A 15,500-nucleotide genomic window follows, 5' to 3' on the forward strand; every position below is an offset into this window, starting at 1 on the left:
ATCCGTTATCTTTTGCCCGGCTTTGAAATATTCTACGACCGCATTTGAAACGTAATAGCCGCCGGAGGTATTACGCGCCTGCCCCTCGGTAAACGCGACAAAACCATCGCCGCCATCTGCAAGGAAGCTGTTGGTGACAATATGGTAAACCGTCGTATCGTCAATCGGTTTACCGTTTAGCCTGAATAACACAACGCGCTGGCCCACAGGTTTGCTGCTGTCATACTTCATTTCCAGTCCCCGGGAGACCTGCAGCACGCCGTTGCTCAACCCGGCGCCATGCTCCATCAGGCTACGCAACTGCTTCCCGGTTAGATCCATGGTGACCAGCTCGTTGGGAAACGGGAAGGTGCTGATAACGGCGCCCATGCTCACCGCCCCGGCGGGGATCTCATTCCGGATCCCGCCCGAGTTGGTTAACGCCATCTGCGTACTCCTACCTGCTGCCAGCAGCAAGGCGTCAGCGGCAAGATTGCCCAGCGGCGAAGAGACGCCATAAGCGCGGGTCAGTTCGACTGGTGATTGCGTGACAACCTGCTGCACCAGTTGATCAAGTTGCTTATTCCAGCCGTCGATGACCTGTTTTGTCTGCGGATCAGGCTTCCACTCATCGGCATAAAGCGTCTTCAGCTCAAAGTGCTTCACCGTGAATTGGTGCGGTTTCTCCTGATAATCCAGCACCAGTTTACCCACATCGATGCCGCCGCTATCGGTAGAAAGAATCAACGTATTACCCACTTTAATGGGCTCCGGTGTGCCAACGTGAGCATGGCCGGTAATTAAAACGTCCAGGCCTTTCACCTGACCCGCAGTCTGAATATCTTTATCCAGCGCACGACGCACATCGGTTCCCCCCTGGCTCGACTGACGCGCCGGGACGCCTTCATGGATCAGGGCCACGGTCAGATCCACTTTACCGTTAAGTTCATCGATATAATGCTGTAGCCATTTCACCTCATCGCGCGCTTCGATACCCACTCGCGTCGCGGCAGAAACGGTGTCATTAAAAGCAAACACGCCGTGCAGGCCAATCACGCCAATTTTCACGCCATCTTTTTCGATAATGGTATAGGGCTTATCCCAGAACGATTTATCGCTGTTCTGATAAAAAATATTGCCCTGAACAATCGGGAATGTCGCCTGGCTAAGCTGAAGCAACGTATTATCCCAGCCGTGATCGAACTCATGATTACCGATAGTCACCGCATCGTAGGACATCGTATTCATAATATCGATTATCGCTTTGCCCTTCGTCAGGCTACTGATGTAAGGCCCGGTAAAATAATCTCCGGCCTCAAAAAACCAGGTCGCGTTATTTTTCGCTTTTTCCTGTTTCACCATCGTCGTGATATTCGCCCAACCACCAATATCTCGTTTACCATCCGCTATCCATGGCACTTTATAAGGTTCGACATGGGCATGAAGATCGTTGGTATAAATGATGGTGACATCTTTGGCGCAGGCCCAGAAATGCAAAGTTAACAGAAGTGCTGCGCTCATTGTTTTTAGTTTCATCGGAGTTCCTTTCAGAGTGATAAAGAACCGCTAAGTTACGTTCTGAAAGACTTTTTTATGTGAGAACATTCACAGTTGTATGCAACCTGAGCAGGACAAAATTAACGACCTGTAAAAATCGTTGGTATTGACCTGCCAGTGGATACTCTCTTTACCATTAATGCCTGTAAAACTTTTGGCTGCCGTAATTTAGGTTTACCGTCTGCGGCTGAGTATCATTTCCCGAATTTTCGGCTGGGCTACCCGGCGCTCTACTGCGCAGCCTGCGGCAGCTATCCCCCCCTGTTTAACGAACGGGAATTCCGCCCCTGGCTGGCGGCTTATCTGACGGATCATGCCCGCCGCTACGGCTATTTTTGCCCGGTATGCTATCAGCGGGATATTATTCGCTACGGCCGCAATCCGCAGGGTACGCAACGCCTTCAGTGCCGCCACTGTAAAAAGGTCTGGACGCCAAAATTCCCACACATCGCCCCAATTGAAGCCCCACGACGTATTTGCAGCGTACCGTTGATAGCGCCATTCCAGGGTAATGCCGCCGGGCAAAAGCTCTATTTTTTATTAAGCTTTGATGCCGTGCGCGGTAATGTTATTCATCTTACCTCTAATTTCACTGCTTTCGCGGTAGGCGAATCATTACGCTATCGCTGGCGCGGCGGACAAGCCGACAGGGAGGAGACTGACGATATTATTCAACGTATTTCTCTCACTGAAATGCGCTTTTTACAACGCAGTCAGTTCGATGAAATCCAGTACGGCAGCGCAATGCAAAAGCGCCATGCCCGCGGCAATATATTGCGCCCGGTTATCGCCGCGCACGGTCATTTCAAACTGCTCAGCCAGCGGTTTCCAGAGGTGAAAACGCACGTTATTGCGCATGAATGCTTTTTACGCGGCGCGGCGATCGTTGCCTGGGCGCCGCTTTTTCGTCAGCGGCAAGGCGATCTATGGTATGTGGAAGAAGAGATAAGGAACCCAGCCAGCCCGGATCCGTGGCAGCTACAGGGGAAAACCCATCATGGCTGGTGGCAAAATTCATGGCAGCGTTGGACGCAGGAAGAGAATCAGAAAATGGTCTGCCGGCTTGCCGGCACTGCAGAAGAGAACGCCTTTCTACCAGACCTTGCGGCCAGCCGACGGTTTACAATATGGCTGGAAAACAGACCCGCGTTTGCGCAGAGCGCCCTGTATTCCGCAGGGCGCGTAACGCAAATAGTGGCCTCACTGGTTCAAGAGTATAACGCGACGCTTACAGCAGCTGCGCCAGGCGGTTAATATCCGACTGGATCGCCCCGGCGGTCACATCGCGCCCGGCGCCGGGCCCGCGGATCACCAGCGGGTTATCGCGATACCAGCGGCTTTCGATGGCAAACACGTTATCGCACGGCAGCAGCGCCGCCAGCGGGTGCTCTTCGCGTACCGCTTCCACACCGACGCGTGCTTTGCCGTTGGCATCAAAGCGCGCCACGTAGCGGAGCACCAGTCCCATCTCGCGGGCCGCTTCCAGACGCTGCAGCATCTGCTCGTTCAGCTCTTCGCCATTCTCAAAGAAGTGATCGACCGACCCCTCTTCACAGTGCGCCGGCACCAGTGATTCCACACGCACCTGATCCGGTTCGATGTCATAGCCCGCTTCCCGCGCGAGGATCACCAGCTTACGCATCACATCCTTACCGGACAGATCGACGCGCGGATCCGGCTCGGTCAGCCCCTGCTGCCACGCCTGATCCACCAGGTCGGTGAACGGCACGGTGCCATCGAACTGCAGGAACAGCCAGGATAGCGTTCCCGAGAAGATACCGCTCAGGCCGAGAATAGTATCGCCGCTGTCGATCAGGTCGCGCACCGTATGGTTCACCGGCAAGCCGGCGCCCACGGTGGCGTTATATAGCCAGTGGCGTCCCGTCTTCTCAAACGCGTCGTGGATCTGACGATATTTATCACTGCTGCTGGCGCCCGCCCGCTTGTTGGCGCTAATGACGTGGAAGCCATGGCTGGCGAAATCAAGATACTGGTCGGCCAGCTGTTCGCTGGCGGTGACGTCCAGCACCACTAAATCATCATACGGGTGCGCGCGCATCCACAGGAACAGCGACTCTTCATCCTGCTCCACCGCTTCATCGTTGAAGAAAGCCAGCGCCCGGCTGGCATCCAGCCCGTCGTAATTCAGCAGGCTGCGTTTACTGTCGACTACGCCGGCGAGAATAAACTCGAAACCGGTACGCGCCGAGAGCGTAGTTTGTTCACGGGCGAAAAGCTCCAGCCAGCGGGAACCAATGTTCCCTTTGCCGAACAGCATCAGGCCAATACGCTTTTCGGCGCGAAACAAGGACTGATGCAGCCCCTGGATCAGGCTTTCCGTCGGCCCGGCGCGTAGCACCGCCACCAGGCTGATCCCCTCTTCAGACTGCCAGGTGAACTCCACCGGCTGCCCTTTGAGCTGCTGCCAGAAACGGTGGCAGTGCAGCGGGTTACGGGTGACTCCCGCGCCCACCATCGCCACCAGCGCCAGCTTCTGACGCAGACGCAGCTCGCCCGGCAGACCGGCTTCATCGAGCAATTTCAGCGCGCTGTCGGCCACCTCGGAGGTATAGCAGAACTGCAGCAGCTTACGGTCGGCATGGACGCCAACGGCTAACGGGCGCAGCTGGGCGCGTTTGAGCAGAGCGTCCAGCTCTTTATGCGCCAGTTTGAAATCGTGACCGGCCGGCACCTGGAACTCCACCAGGCAGACGTCGTCATGGCTGGTGACAATCCGTGCGCCGGTACCGGAGGCCAGCACGCGCTCAATGCGCGTGGAACCCTGTTCCGGCGTGTAGCTGCAGCGTAACTGCAGATCGATATCACTGGCGGAAACCGGCTGTAGCGTGCGGGCATGGAGCACCGGCGCGGCCAGGCGCGCCAGCTCGCTGGCTTCGTCCAGACGCAGCAGCGGCAGCAGGCAGGCGTCTTTCACCTTGCGCGGATCCGCGCTGTACACCCCGGCAACGTCGCTCCAGATAGTGACCCGGGAGGCGCCCGCCAGCGCGCCGATCTGGGTGGCAGAGTAGTCAGACCCGTTACGGCCCAGCAGGACGGTTTCGCCGGCCTGGTTACGGGAGATAAAGCCGGTCACCACCAGACGTTTGTTAGGATGCTGCGCCATCAGCTGCTGCAGCAGTGGGTAAGATAATCCCTCATCCACCTGCGGCTGCGCGGCGCGTTCCGCGCGCAGGAACGCGCGCGCGTCCAGCCAGGCGGCTTCCATACCCAGCTGGTTGAGAACCGCCGCCATCAGGCGCGCGGACCACACTTCCCCATGGCCGACCACTTCCGCATAGACCGCTTCGGAAACCCCGCCGTCCAGCAGACCAGCCAGACGCTCAAGGTCGTGGATAAAGGCGGCTATCAACGTATCCGCCGCCGCAGGCTCCAGCAGACCGCCAATCAGCTCGGTGTGATAGCGGCGAAGCGACTGCTGAACCTGATGCGCAGCAAGGCGATCGCTCTGGCTAAGCTTAAGCCAGCTGATCAGCTGGTTGGTGGTGCTGCCAGCGGCGGAGACGACCATCATATCCCCCGCCTGCGAATACTCCTTCATGATCCCCGCGACGCGCAGGTAACATTTCGCATCCGCTAAACTACTCCCACCAAATTTGTGCAGCTGACGACCCTTCGCCCCTGCCTGCGCAATCACACTCATCTTTATTCCTCGTTTGCTGCCCGGAAGCCATTTTCCAGGTCGGCAATTAAATCTTCACCATCTTCAATACCGGTCGATATACGCAGGAGCGTTTCTGAAATTCCGGCGGCGGCACGCGCTTCAGGCGCCATGCCGGCATGCGTCATCGTTGCCGCATGGGAAATCAGGCTTTCAACGCCCCCCAGCGATTCCGCCAGTGTAAACAGCGACAGCCCGCTCAGAAAACGGCGCAGCGTCTGCTCGTCACCGTCAAGCTCGAAGCTTAACATTGCGCCAAAACCTTTTTGCTGACGCGCCGCAATTTCATGCCCCTGGTTTTCCGGCAGCGATGGATGATACAGCTTTTTCACCAGCGGCTGGGTTTTCAGATACTCAACGATCGCCAGGGCATTTCGCTGCGCCACTTCCATCCGTGGAGACAGCGTCCGCAGCCCGCGCAACAGCAGATAGCTGTCGAAGGCGCTGCCGGTGACGCCAATATTATTCGCCCACCATGCCAGTTCGGTGACAGTTGCCGGATCTTTGGCAATCACCACCCCGGCCACCACATCGGAGTGACCATTGAGGTATTTGGTACAGGAATGCAGCACCAGATCGGCGCCCAGCGCCAGCGGGTTTTGCAACGCCGGGCTCAGGAAGGTGTTGTCCACCACGCTAATTGCCCCGGCCTCACGCGCCAGACCACAGATTTTCGCAATATCCACCACCCGCAGCAATGGATTACTTGGGCTTTCCACCAACACCAGCTTCGGTTTTTCCGCCAGCGCCGCCCGCAGCGCCTGCTCATCGCTTTGATCGACAAACTGGACGCGATAGCAGCCGCGCTTCGCCAGGCTGTCGAACAGACGGTAGCTGCCGCCGTAGCAGTCGTGCGGCGCCACCAGCAGATCGCCCGGTTTAAGGAACACCGTCGTCACCAGCAGGATCGCCGACATTCCGGTATTGGTCAGCACCGCGCCGGCGCCGCCCTCCAGCTCCGCTAAGGCGCGCTGCACCACATCGCGCGTCGGATTGCCACGACGGGAGTAGTCGTGGGCGCGCGGTTCATTAAAGCCGGTGAAGTTATAGGTACTGGAGAGGTGAATCGGCGGGACAACGCAACCGTACTGCTCGTCGTCATTTAAACCGCTACGCACTGCGATGGTGGCCTGTTTACGCGTCATGTTGGGAAGTTCCTGGGCTGAATCGGTGAAAAGTCAGGCTCCAGAGTAATCATTGTCACAATAGACGTCAATACATCTGGACATCTAAACTTCTTTGCGTATAGATTGAGCAAAGTGCAAATAGCCGTTAAAATTATATGCATTAGCGCACGTCGTCGGCGGCTTATCTCATGTCAGAAAGCCCGCGCATACGGTAAACTACGCGCAATTATAGCCCGGGCGGAATATTCTGGCCCTTCACTAATAAACAGAGGATTAAGGTATCTCATGGCTGAATGGAGCGGCGAATATATCAGCCCATACGCTGAGCACGGTAAGAAGAGTGAACAAGTAAAGAAAATTACGGTTTCCATTCCTCTGAAGGTGTTAAAAATCCTCACCGATGAACGCACGCGTCGTCAGGTGAATAACCTGCGTCACGCGACCAACAGCGAGCTGCTGTGCGAAGCGTTTCTGCATGCCTTTACCGGACAACCGTTGCCTAACGATGAAGACCTGCGTAAAGAGCGCAGCGATGAGATCCCGGAAGCGGCGAAAGCGATTATGCGTGAACTGGGAATCGACCCGGATACGTGGGAATACTGAGACGATAAAAAGGGCGGAATAATCTTCCGCCCTTTTTTCTTTCCCGCCCAGGCAGGCGGGAGAGACAAAAAAGCCGCCCTGAGGCGGCTTCTTCTGGCAACTTACTTGCTGCCCGGGATGCTGAAGCGCTTGTTGAAGCGGTCAACACGGCCACCGGTAGCAACATCACGCTGTTTGCCGGTGAAGAACGGGTGGCATTTGCCGCACACGTCGAGGTTCAGGTCGTGACCAACGGTGGAGCGGATTTTCATGACATTACCGCAAGAACAGGTAGCAGTAATTTCGTCGTAATTTGGGTGAATACCTTTTTTCATGGGAGAACCTCAGTTAAGGCCGCGTCGCTCTTCCAGCCCTAACGCCAGACACCACGCGATATTAGTAATTTCCCGTCGCCTTCTACGCTGCTGACAGCATGAAGCACGCGGTAATGGTCAATCTTCAATGCGATATAAAGCGCATCAAAGGCGGCGAATCATACAGAATTTGACCAGCATATGCAAACTGATCCGCGCCGCCTTATCGTAATGTGTATACTATCCCGCCAGATTTCAAGTCAGGAAGATGACATGTCCGTCGCCCACGTTGCCCTACCCGTTCCGCTACCGCGCACTTTTGACTACCTGCTGCCTGAAGGCATGGCGGTCAAAGCGGGCTGTCGGGTGCGGGTGCCGTTCGGCAAACAGGAGCGGATCGGCATTGTCGCGGCGGTGAGCGAGCGCAGCGAACTGCCGCTGGATGAGCTAAAACCGGTCGCCGAAGCGCTGGACGACGAGCCGGTCTTCTCCACGACTGTCTGGCGACTGCTGATGTGGGCGGCTGAGTATTACCATCACCCGATCGGCGATGTGCTGTTCCATGCATTACCCGTTATGCTGCGCCAGGGCAAACCCGCCAGCGCCACGCCGCTGTGGTACTGGTTCGCCACCGAGCAGGGGCAGGTTGTCGACCTTAACAGCCTGAAACGCTCCCGGAAGCAGCAGCAGGCGCTGGCGGCGCTGCGCCAGGGCAAAATCTGGCGTCATCAGGTTGGCGAACTGGAATTCAATGAAGCGGCGCTGCAGGCGCTGCGCGGCAAAGGGCTGGCGGAGCTGGCCTGCGAAGCGCCCGCCCTCACCGACTGGCGCAGCGCGTATTCGGTTGCCGGCGAACGCCTGCGCCTGAATACCGAGCAGGCCACCGCCGTCGGGGCGATCCACAGCGCCGCCGATCGTTTCTCCGCCTGGCTGCTGGCGGGTATTACCGGCTCCGGGAAAACGGAAGTCTATTTGAGCGTGCTGGAGAATGTGCTGGCGCAGGGGCGCCAGGCGCTGGTGATGGTGCCGGAGATCGGCCTGACGCCGCAAACCATCGCCCGATTTCGCCAGCGCTTTAACGCGCCGGTGGAAGTGCTGCACTCCGGGCTCAATGACAGCGAACGTCTCTCGGCCTGGCTGAAGGCGAAAAATGGCGAAGCGGCCATTGTGATCGGCACCCGCTCCTCGCTGTTTACCCCATTTAAAGATCTCGGCGTCATCGTCATCGACGAAGAGCATGACAGCTCCTACAAGCAGCAGGAAGGCTGGCGCTACCATGCCCGCGACCTGGCGGTATGGCGCGCCCACAGCGAGCAGATCCCGATAATTCTCGGCTCGGCGACGCCGGCGCTGGAGACTCTGCATAACGTCCGCCAGGGTAAATACCGCCAGTTAACCTTAAGCAAACGCGCGGGCAATGCGCGCCCGGCCCAGCAGCACGTGCTCGATCTCAAAGGGCAACCGCTGCAGGCGGGCCTGTCTCCCGCGCTGATTAGCCGTATGCGCCAGCACCTGCAAGCGGATAACCAGGTGATCCTGTTTCTTAACCGCCGCGGCTTTGCGCCAGCGCTGCTGTGCCACGATTGCGGCTGGATAGCGGAATGCCCGCGCTGCGACAGTTACTATACGTTGCACCAGGCGCAGCACCATCTGCGCTGCCACCATTGCGACAGCCAGCGCCCGATCCCGCGCCAGTGTCCTTCCTGCGGCTCCACGCATCTGGTGCCGGTAGGGATCGGCACCGAGCAGCTGGAGCAGGCCCTGGCGCCGCTGTTCCCTGAGGTGCCTATCTCGCGTATCGACCGCGATACCACCAGCCGCAAAGGAGCGCTGGAGGAGCATCTCGCCGCCGTCCATCGCGGCGGGGCGCGTATTCTGATTGGCACCCAAATGCTGGCCAAAGGGCACCACTTCCCGGACGTCACCCTCGTCTCCCTGCTGGATGTCGACGGGGCGCTGTTTTCCGCTGATTTCCGCTCCGCAGAGCGTTTCGCTCAGCTTTATACCCAGGTTTCCGGACGAGCGGGCCGGGCAGGAAAACAGGGCGAGGTCATTCTTCAAACCCACCATCCGGAACACCCTCTTTTGCAGACCCTGCTGTATAAAGGCTACGACGCCTTTGCCGAACAGGCGCTGGCAGAGCGGCGGACGATGCAGCTGCCGCCGTGGACCAGCCATGTGCTGATTCGTGCGGAAGACCATAACAACCAGCAGGCGCCGCTGTTTTTACAACAGCTGCGCAATCTGCTGCAGGCCAGCCCGCTGGCCGACGAAAAGCTATGGGTGCTCGGTCCGGTTCCGGCGCTGGCGCCAAAGCGCGGCGGCCGCTGGCGCTGGCAAATATTGCTGCAGCATCCTTCGCGGGTGCGTCTGCAACATATCGTTAGCGGTACGCTGGCGCTGATCAATACGCTTCCGGAGGCGAGAAAAGTGAAGTGGGTGCTGGATGTCGATCCGATTGAAGGATAAGCCTTCTCTTGCGAGCCGGATCGAAAAATTTAACAAGCATCACGTTTTTCATGAAAATTCTGTAACTCACTGCCGCGACTATCTGATAAAAATGATGCAGCAGTTAGCGCCCAAGGGAAATGCCAGCGCCATTCAGCGAGGAGAAACCAGGTGAAGCCCAAAAAACAAGTGGTTGCCGCCACCATGAAAGACGTCGCCCTCAAGGCAAACGTTTCCACGGCAACCGTGTCCCGAGCGTTGATGAACCCTGATAAGGTGTCGCAAGCCACCCGTAACCGGGTCGAGCAGGCGGCGCTGGAAGTCGGCTATTTACCGCAGTCGCTCGGACGCAATATGAAGCGCAACGAATCGCGGACGATCCTCGTGATCGTCCCGGATATCTGCGATCCCTTCTTTAGTGAAGTGATCCGCGGTATTGAAGTCACTGCCGCCGAGCACGGCTATCTGGTGTTAATCGGCGATTGCGCCCACCAGAATCAGAAAGAAAAAACCTTTATCGACCTTATCATCACCAAGCAGATCGACGGCATGGTGCTGCTCAGCTCGCGCCTGCCGTTTGACGCCAGCGTGGAAGAGCAGCGCAATTTGCCGCCAATGGTCATGTCGAATGAGTTTGCGCCGGAGCTGGAGCTGCCCACCGTCCATATCGATAACCTGACGGCGGCCTTTAACGCGGTAAATTATCTCCACGAGCTGGGACATCAGCGTATCGGCTGTATCGCCGGCCCGGAAGATATGCCGTTGTGCCATTATCGCCTGCAGGGTTATGTGCAGGCGCTGCGCCGCAGCGGTATCACCGTCGATCCGCACTATATTGCTCGCGGCAACTTTACCTTCGAAGCCGGCGCCAATGCGCTGGAGCAGCTGCTGGCGCAGCCGGTGCCGCCCACGGCGGTCTTTTGCCATAGCGATGTGATGGCGCTGGGCGCCTTATCGCTGGCAAAACGTCGCGGTCTGAAAGTGCCGGACGACCTGTCAATTGTCGGCTTCGATAACATCGCGTTGTCTGAATTTTGCGACCCGCCGTTGACCACGGTTTCACAGCCACGGTTTGATATTGGCCGTGAAGGAATGCTGCTATTACTGGAGCAAATGCAGGGGCATAACGTGAACAGCGGCTCGCGTCTGCTCGATTGCGAACTGATTGTTCGCGGCAGTACGCAAAAAATCAGACGATAACCATCAGGCTTTCGGGCCTGCTCTTCTGGTCAAAGGCCCGCCGCTTAAGTAACATGGCGGGCTGACGAACGAATATAAGACAGCGAAACGATAGTGGCACAACGAGATTATGTACGCCGCAGCCAACCGGCTTCTTCGCGGCGCAAAAAGAGCACGACCCGAAGCTCAAGGAATAAGCAAAGCAGCCTTCCGGCGATTTCACCGGCGATGGTGGCGATCGCGGCGGCTGTGCTGGTGGCCTTTATCGGTGGCCTCTATTTCATTACGCATCATAAGAAAGAAGAAGCGGAAGCGATGCAAAATCGCCAGGCCGCCGGCAACGGCTTGCCGCCCAAACCGGAAGAGCGCTGGCGCTATATTAAAGAGCTGGAAAGCCGCCAGCCTGGCGTCCGCGCGCCGACCGAACCGACCGCCGGTGGCGAAGTCATGAAACCGGAACAGCTGACCGACGAGCAGCGCCAGCTGCTCGCCCAGATGCAGGCCGATATGCGCCAGCAGCCGACCCAGCTGACCGAAGTGCCGTGGAACGAACAAACGCCGGCGCAGCGCCAGCAGACGCTTCAGCGTCAGCGTTTAGCGCAGCAACAGCAGCAGGCGCAGCAGCAACAGTGGGCGCAGACTCAGGCGCAGACCGTCCAACAGCAGCCGCCGCGCGTTCAGCAGCCGAAGCCGGTTCAGCAGCAACAGCCGAAGCAGACCACGTCAAACCAGCAGCCGTACCAGGATCTGCTGCAGACGCCAGCGCATACCAATACCACGCAGCCGCGTACCCAGGCCGCGGCGCCGGTAACTCGGGTGGAAGAAGCGCCGAAAACCACCGCCGAGAAGAAAGACGATCGTAGCTGGATGATCCAGTGCGGCTCTTTTAAAGGCGCCGAGCAGGCCGAAACCGTCCGCGCTCAGCTGGCTTTCGAAGGGTTTGCTTCGCACATTACCACTAACAACGGCTGGAACCGCGTGGTTATTGGCCCGTTGAAAGGCAAAGAAAGCGCCAACGAGATGATCACCCGCCTGAAGATGGCTGGACACGCGAACTGCATTCGTCTCGCCGCCAGGGGTTGAAACCCTCAAAATCCCCCCCATCTATAATTGCATTCGGCCCCGCGGACAGCGCGGGGCCCCTGTTCCGCTTTTGCAACCAAGGGGTCTGCTCGTGACTACAATTGTAAGTGTTCGCCGTAACGGCCATGTTGTTATTGCCGGTGATGGCCAGGCCACGCTGGGCAACACCGTGATGAAGGGCAATGTGAAGAAAGTGCGTCGTCTGTACAACGACAAAGTGATTGCCGGTTTCGCTGGCGGCACCGCCGACGCCTTCACGCTGTTCGAACTGTTTGAACGTAAACTGGAAATGCACCAGGGCCATCTGGTGAAGGCCGCCGTTGAGCTGGCCAAAGACTGGCGAACTGACCGGATGTTGCGCAAACTGGAAGCGCTGCTGGCCGTCGCGGACGAAAACGCGTCGCTTATCATCACCGGTAACGGTGACGTGGTACAGCCGGAAAACGATTTGATTGCTATCGGCTCCGGCGGTCCTTACGCCCAGGCCGCGGCCCGCGCGCTGTTGGAAAATACCGATATGGGCGCGCGCGACATCGCCGAGAAAGCGTTGGATATTGCAGGTGATATCTGCATCTATACCAACCATTTCCACACCATCGAAGAATTACCTTCTAAAGCGTAAGGATCTCCCATGTCTGAAATGACCCCACGCGAAATTGTCAGCGAACTGGACAAACACATTATCGGTCAGGACGCCGCCAAGCGTTCTGTTGCTATCGCCCTGCGTAACCGCTGGCGTCGGATGCAGCTTAACGAAGAGCTGCGTCATGAAGTCACACCGAAAAACATTCTGATGATCGGCCCAACCGGCGTCGGTAAAACCGAAATCGCCCGTCGTCTGGCAAAACTGGCCAACGCGCCGTTTATCAAAGTTGAAGCGACGAAGTTCACCGAAGTGGGTTATGTCGGTAAAGAAGTGGACTCCATCATCCGCGATTTGACCGATGCGGCGATCAAAATGGTTCGCATGCAGTCCATCGATAAGAACCGTTACCGCGCGGAAGAGCTGGCGGAAGAGCGCGTGCTTGACGTGCTGATCCCACCGGCGAAGAACAACTGGGGCCAGACTGAGCCGTCGCAGGAACCGTCTGCAGCGCGCCAGGCGTTCCGTAAAAAACTGCGTGAAGGCCAGCTGGACGATAAAGAGATTGAAATCGATCTCGCTGCGGCGCCGATGGGCGTTGAAATCATGTCCCCTCCGGGCATGGAAGAGATGACCAGCCAGCTGCAGTCTATGTTCCAGAACCTCGGCGGCCAGAAGCAGAAACCGCGTAAGCTGAAAATCAAAGACGCGATGAAGCTGCTGATTGAAGAAGAAGCGGCCAAACTGGTCAATCCGGAAGAGCTGAAGCAGGAAGCCATCGACGCTGTAGAGCAGCACGGTATCGTCTTTATCGACGAAATTGACAAAATCTGTAAGCGCGGCGGCAACACCTCCGGCCCGGACGTCTCCCGCGAAGGCGTACAGCGCGACCTGCTGCCGCTGGTGGAAGGCTGCACCGTCTCCACCAAACATGGGATGGTCAAGACCGACCACATCCTGTTTATCGCCTCCGGCGCATTCCAGGTGGCCAGCCCATCCGATCTGATCCCGGAACTGCAGGGGCGTCTGCCGATCCGCGTTGAGCTGAAGGCGCTGACCACCCACGACTTCGAGCGCATCCTGACCGAGCCGAATGCCTCCATCACCGTGCAGTACAAGGCGCTGATGGCGACCGAAGGGGTGAACATCGAATTCACCGAAGACGGCATCAAGCGCATCGCCCAGGCCGCATGGCAGGTAAACGAAACCACCGAGAACATCGGTGCGCGTCGCCTGCACACCGTGCTGGAGCGCCTGGTGGAAGATATCTCCTATGATGCCAGCGAGATGAACGGCCAGACCGTCACTATCGATGCCGAATATGTGAGTAAACACCTGGATGTTCTGGTGGCAGATGAAGATCTGAGCCGTTTTATCCTATAATCCGGTGCAATGCATTTTCATCACTGTTGATGGGGGCTATCGCCCCCATTTTTATTGGCTAAAATAACTATGACTGATATCAGCCGTTCACAGGCGTGGCTGGAAAGCCTGCGTCCTAAAACGTTACCGCTGGCATTTGCCGCGATTATTGTTGGCACCGTCCTTGCCTGGGAGCAGGGCCATTTTGATCCCTGGGTTGCCCTGCTGGCGCTGATCACCGCCGGCTTGCTGCAAATTCTTTCCAACCTCGCCAATGACTACGGCGACGCGGTTAAGGGGAGCGATAAACCGGATCGCATCGGGCCGCTGCGCGGGATGCAGAAAGGGGTGATTACCCCCCAGCAGATGAAGCGCGCCCTGATCGTCACCGTCGTACTCATCTGCCTGTTTGGTCTGGCGCTGCTGTGCGCCGCCTGGCAGAGCGTCGGCGATTTCATCGGCTTCCTCGCCCTGGGAGGCCTGTCTATCGTGGCCGCCATCACCTACACGGTGGGCACCCGTCCGTATGGATATATTGGTCTGGGTGATATCTCAGTACTCGTTTTCTTCGGCTGGCTGAGCGTCCTCGGCAGCTGGTATCTGCAAGCCCATAATGTGGAAGCGGCCATTTTTCTGCCGGCGACAGCCTGCGGTCTGCTGGCGACCGCCGTGCTGAACATCAATAATCTGCGCGATATCGACAGCGACCGGCAGAACGGGAAGAACACCCTCGCCGTGCGCCTGGGCCCGGTCAATGCCCGCCGCTATCATGCCTGCCTGCTGCTCGGCGCCCTGCTGTGTCTGGCGCTGTTTAACCTGCTGGCGCTGCATTCAGCCTGGGGCTGGCTGTTTATTCTCGCCACGCCGCTGCTGGTGAAACAGGCGCGCTACGTCCTGCGCGAATCCGATCCGCTGGCGATGCGGCCAATGCTCGAAAAGACGGTCAAAGGGGCTTTACTAACCAACCTGCTGTTTGTTATCGGAATTATTGCCAGTAAGCTGATGGCTTAAATGACAAATATCAATTAACAATTGATGATTTTGCCAACAATGCGATTCGCGGGATATACTAAAAACTCTCGCAGCAACTGAACGTTAAGCCTATGAAATACGATACTTCCGAGCTTTGTGACATCTACCAGGAAGATGTCAACGTCGTGGAACCGCTGTTCTCTAACTTTGGAGGACGGTCGTCGTTTGGTGGACAGATCATTACGGTTAAATGTTTCGAGGATAACGGGTTGCTCTACGATCTGCTCGAGCAGAATGGCCGTGGTCATATTCTCCTGATCGACGGCGGCGGCTCAGTACGACGCGCGTTAATTGACGCAGACCTGGCGCGTCTGGCCGTCCAGAATGAATGGGAAGGGTTGGTGGTCTATGGCGCGGTGCGCCAGGTTGACGACCTTGAGGAACTGGACATTGGTATTCAGGCGCTGGCGGCGATTCCGGTCGGCGCGGCTGGCGAAGGCATCGGCGAAAGCGACGTGCGCGTCAATTTCGGCGGGGTGACTTTCTTCTCCGGCGACCATCTGTATGCCGATAACACCGGGATGATCCTGTCGGAAGACCCGCTGGATATCGAATAAACCTTCCGCCATAAAAAA

The 15,500-nt window shown here is 57.6% G+C and carries 13 protein-coding genes; 9 read left to right on the plus strand and 4 right to left on the minus strand.

The window, feature by feature from the left end; translation table 11 throughout:
- Window positions 1–1,515: bifunctional metallophosphatase/5'-nucleotidase (locus HMPREF9538_RS15380; protein ID WP_009484954.1), on the minus strand; the 1,515-nt coding region annotated here is incomplete at its 3' end.
- A 138-nt stretch (window positions 1,516–1,653) separates the two neighbouring features.
- On the opposite strand from HMPREF9538_RS15380, the gene HMPREF9538_RS0127560 reads away from it, so the two are divergent.
- The gene (locus tag HMPREF9538_RS0127560; RefSeq protein WP_020316815.1) at window positions 1,654–2,790 is read left to right on the plus strand and encodes an IS1 family transposase; all 1,137 of its coding nucleotides are present in this window, start codon (window positions 1,654–1,656) and stop codon (window positions 2,788–2,790) included.
- Here HMPREF9538_RS0127560 and HMPREF9538_RS15375 read toward each other — a convergent pair.
- Both HMPREF9538_RS15375 and metB read right to left on the minus strand, forming a co-directional pair.
- Window positions 2,765–5,197 carry a bifunctional aspartate kinase/homoserine dehydrogenase II gene (locus HMPREF9538_RS15375; RefSeq protein WP_009484957.1) on the minus strand — a complete coding sequence of 811 codons (2,433 nt, stop codon included), beginning with the start codon at window positions 5,195–5,197 and terminating at the stop codon, window positions 2,765–2,767. The two genes, HMPREF9538_RS0127560 and HMPREF9538_RS15375, sit on opposite strands and share 26 nt — an antisense overlap.
- A gap of 2 nt (window positions 5,198–5,199) precedes the next feature.
- Window positions 5,200–6,360: a cystathionine gamma-synthase gene (metB, locus tag HMPREF9538_RS15370; RefSeq protein WP_004150388.1), complete on the minus strand. Its 1,161-nt coding sequence runs from the start codon at window positions 6,358–6,360 to the stop codon at window positions 5,200–5,202.
- A 267-nt stretch (window positions 6,361–6,627) separates the two neighbouring features.
- On the opposite strand from metB, the gene metJ reads away from it, so the two are divergent.
- The gene (gene metJ, locus HMPREF9538_RS15365; RefSeq protein WP_002882924.1) at window positions 6,628–6,945 is read left to right on the plus strand and encodes a met regulon transcriptional regulator MetJ; all 318 of its coding nucleotides are present in this window, start codon (window positions 6,628–6,630) and stop codon (window positions 6,943–6,945) included.
- A gap of 101 nt (window positions 6,946–7,046) precedes the next feature.
- Here metJ and rpmE read toward each other — a convergent pair whose 3' ends face one another.
- On the minus strand, window positions 7,047–7,259 hold the full coding sequence (rpmE, locus tag HMPREF9538_RS0127565; protein ID WP_002882922.1) for a 50S ribosomal protein L31: 213 nt from the start codon (window positions 7,257–7,259) through the stop codon (window positions 7,047–7,049).
- A gap of 252 nt (window positions 7,260–7,511) precedes the next feature.
- Between rpmE and priA the strand changes: the two genes are divergently transcribed.
- The 7 genes from priA (at window position 7,512) to rraA (ending at window position 15,482) form a co-directional block, all read left to right on the plus strand.
- A complete protein-coding gene (gene priA, locus HMPREF9538_RS15360; RefSeq protein WP_020316816.1) occupies window positions 7,512–9,707 on the plus strand; it encodes a primosomal protein N' in 2,196 nt (731 codons plus the stop codon).
- Between the two features lie 150 nt (window positions 9,708–9,857).
- Window positions 9,858–10,886 carry a DNA-binding transcriptional regulator CytR gene (gene cytR / locus HMPREF9538_RS15355; RefSeq protein WP_002882921.1) on the plus strand — a complete coding sequence of 343 codons (1,029 nt, stop codon included), beginning with the start codon at window positions 9,858–9,860 and terminating at the stop codon, window positions 10,884–10,886.
- 93 nt (window positions 10,887–10,979) lie between these two features.
- Window positions 10,980–11,948 carry a cell division protein FtsN gene (ftsN, locus tag HMPREF9538_RS15350; protein WP_071600598.1) on the plus strand — a complete coding sequence of 323 codons (969 nt, stop codon included), beginning with the start codon at window positions 10,980–10,982 and terminating at the stop codon, window positions 11,946–11,948.
- 91 nt (window positions 11,949–12,039) lie between these two features.
- Window positions 12,040–12,570, plus strand: a complete 531-nt coding sequence (gene hslV, locus HMPREF9538_RS15345) for an ATP-dependent protease subunit HslV (RefSeq protein ID WP_002882918.1) — start codon at window positions 12,040–12,042, stop codon at window positions 12,568–12,570.
- Window positions 12,571–12,579: 9 nt separating this feature from the next.
- Complete coding sequence (hslU, locus tag HMPREF9538_RS15340) at window positions 12,580–13,914, plus strand: HslU--HslV peptidase ATPase subunit (RefSeq protein ID WP_002882917.1); 1,335 nt, start codon at window positions 12,580–12,582, stop codon at window positions 13,912–13,914.
- A gap of 69 nt (window positions 13,915–13,983) precedes the next feature.
- Entirely contained in the window at window positions 13,984–14,904 is a 921-nt protein-coding gene (menA, locus tag HMPREF9538_RS15335) for a 1,4-dihydroxy-2-naphthoate polyprenyltransferase (RefSeq protein ID WP_002882914.1), read from the plus strand.
- 92 nt (window positions 14,905–14,996) lie between these two features.
- Complete coding sequence (gene rraA, locus HMPREF9538_RS15330; RefSeq protein ID WP_002882913.1) at window positions 14,997–15,482, plus strand: ribonuclease E activity regulator RraA; 486 nt, start codon at window positions 14,997–14,999, stop codon at window positions 15,480–15,482.
- Window positions 15,483–15,500: the final 18 nt, after the last annotated feature.

The organism is Klebsiella sp. MS 92-3 (assembly GCF_000195655.1).
GTDB lineage: Bacteria > Pseudomonadota > Gammaproteobacteria > Enterobacterales > Enterobacteriaceae > Klebsiella > Klebsiella pneumoniae.

Bases quoted from the DNA above. Each gene is read 5' to 3' on its own strand.
- HMPREF9538_RS15375 (WP_009484957.1), bottom strand. From the start codon at position 5,197: ATGAGTGTGATTGCGCAGGCAGGGGCGAAGGGTCGTCAGCTGCACAAA.
- metB (WP_004150388.1), bottom strand. From the start codon at position 6,360: ATGACGCGTAAACAGGCCACCATCGCAGTGCGTAGCGGTTTAAATGAC.
- metJ (WP_002882924.1), top strand. From the start codon at position 6,628: ATGGCTGAATGGAGCGGCGAATATATCAGCCCATACGCTGAGCACGGT.
- rpmE (WP_002882922.1), bottom strand. From the start codon at position 7,259: ATGAAAAAAGGTATTCACCCAAATTACGACGAAATTACTGCTACCTGT.
- priA (WP_020316816.1), top strand. From the start codon at position 7,512: ATGTCCGTCGCCCACGTTGCCCTACCCGTTCCGCTACCGCGCACTTTT.
- hslU (WP_002882917.1), top strand. From the start codon at position 12,580: ATGTCTGAAATGACCCCACGCGAAATTGTCAGCGAACTGGACAAACAC.
- menA (WP_002882914.1), top strand. From the start codon at position 13,984: ATGACTGATATCAGCCGTTCACAGGCGTGGCTGGAAAGCCTGCGTCCT.
- rraA (WP_002882913.1), top strand. From the start codon at position 14,997: ATGAAATACGATACTTCCGAGCTTTGTGACATCTACCAGGAAGATGTC.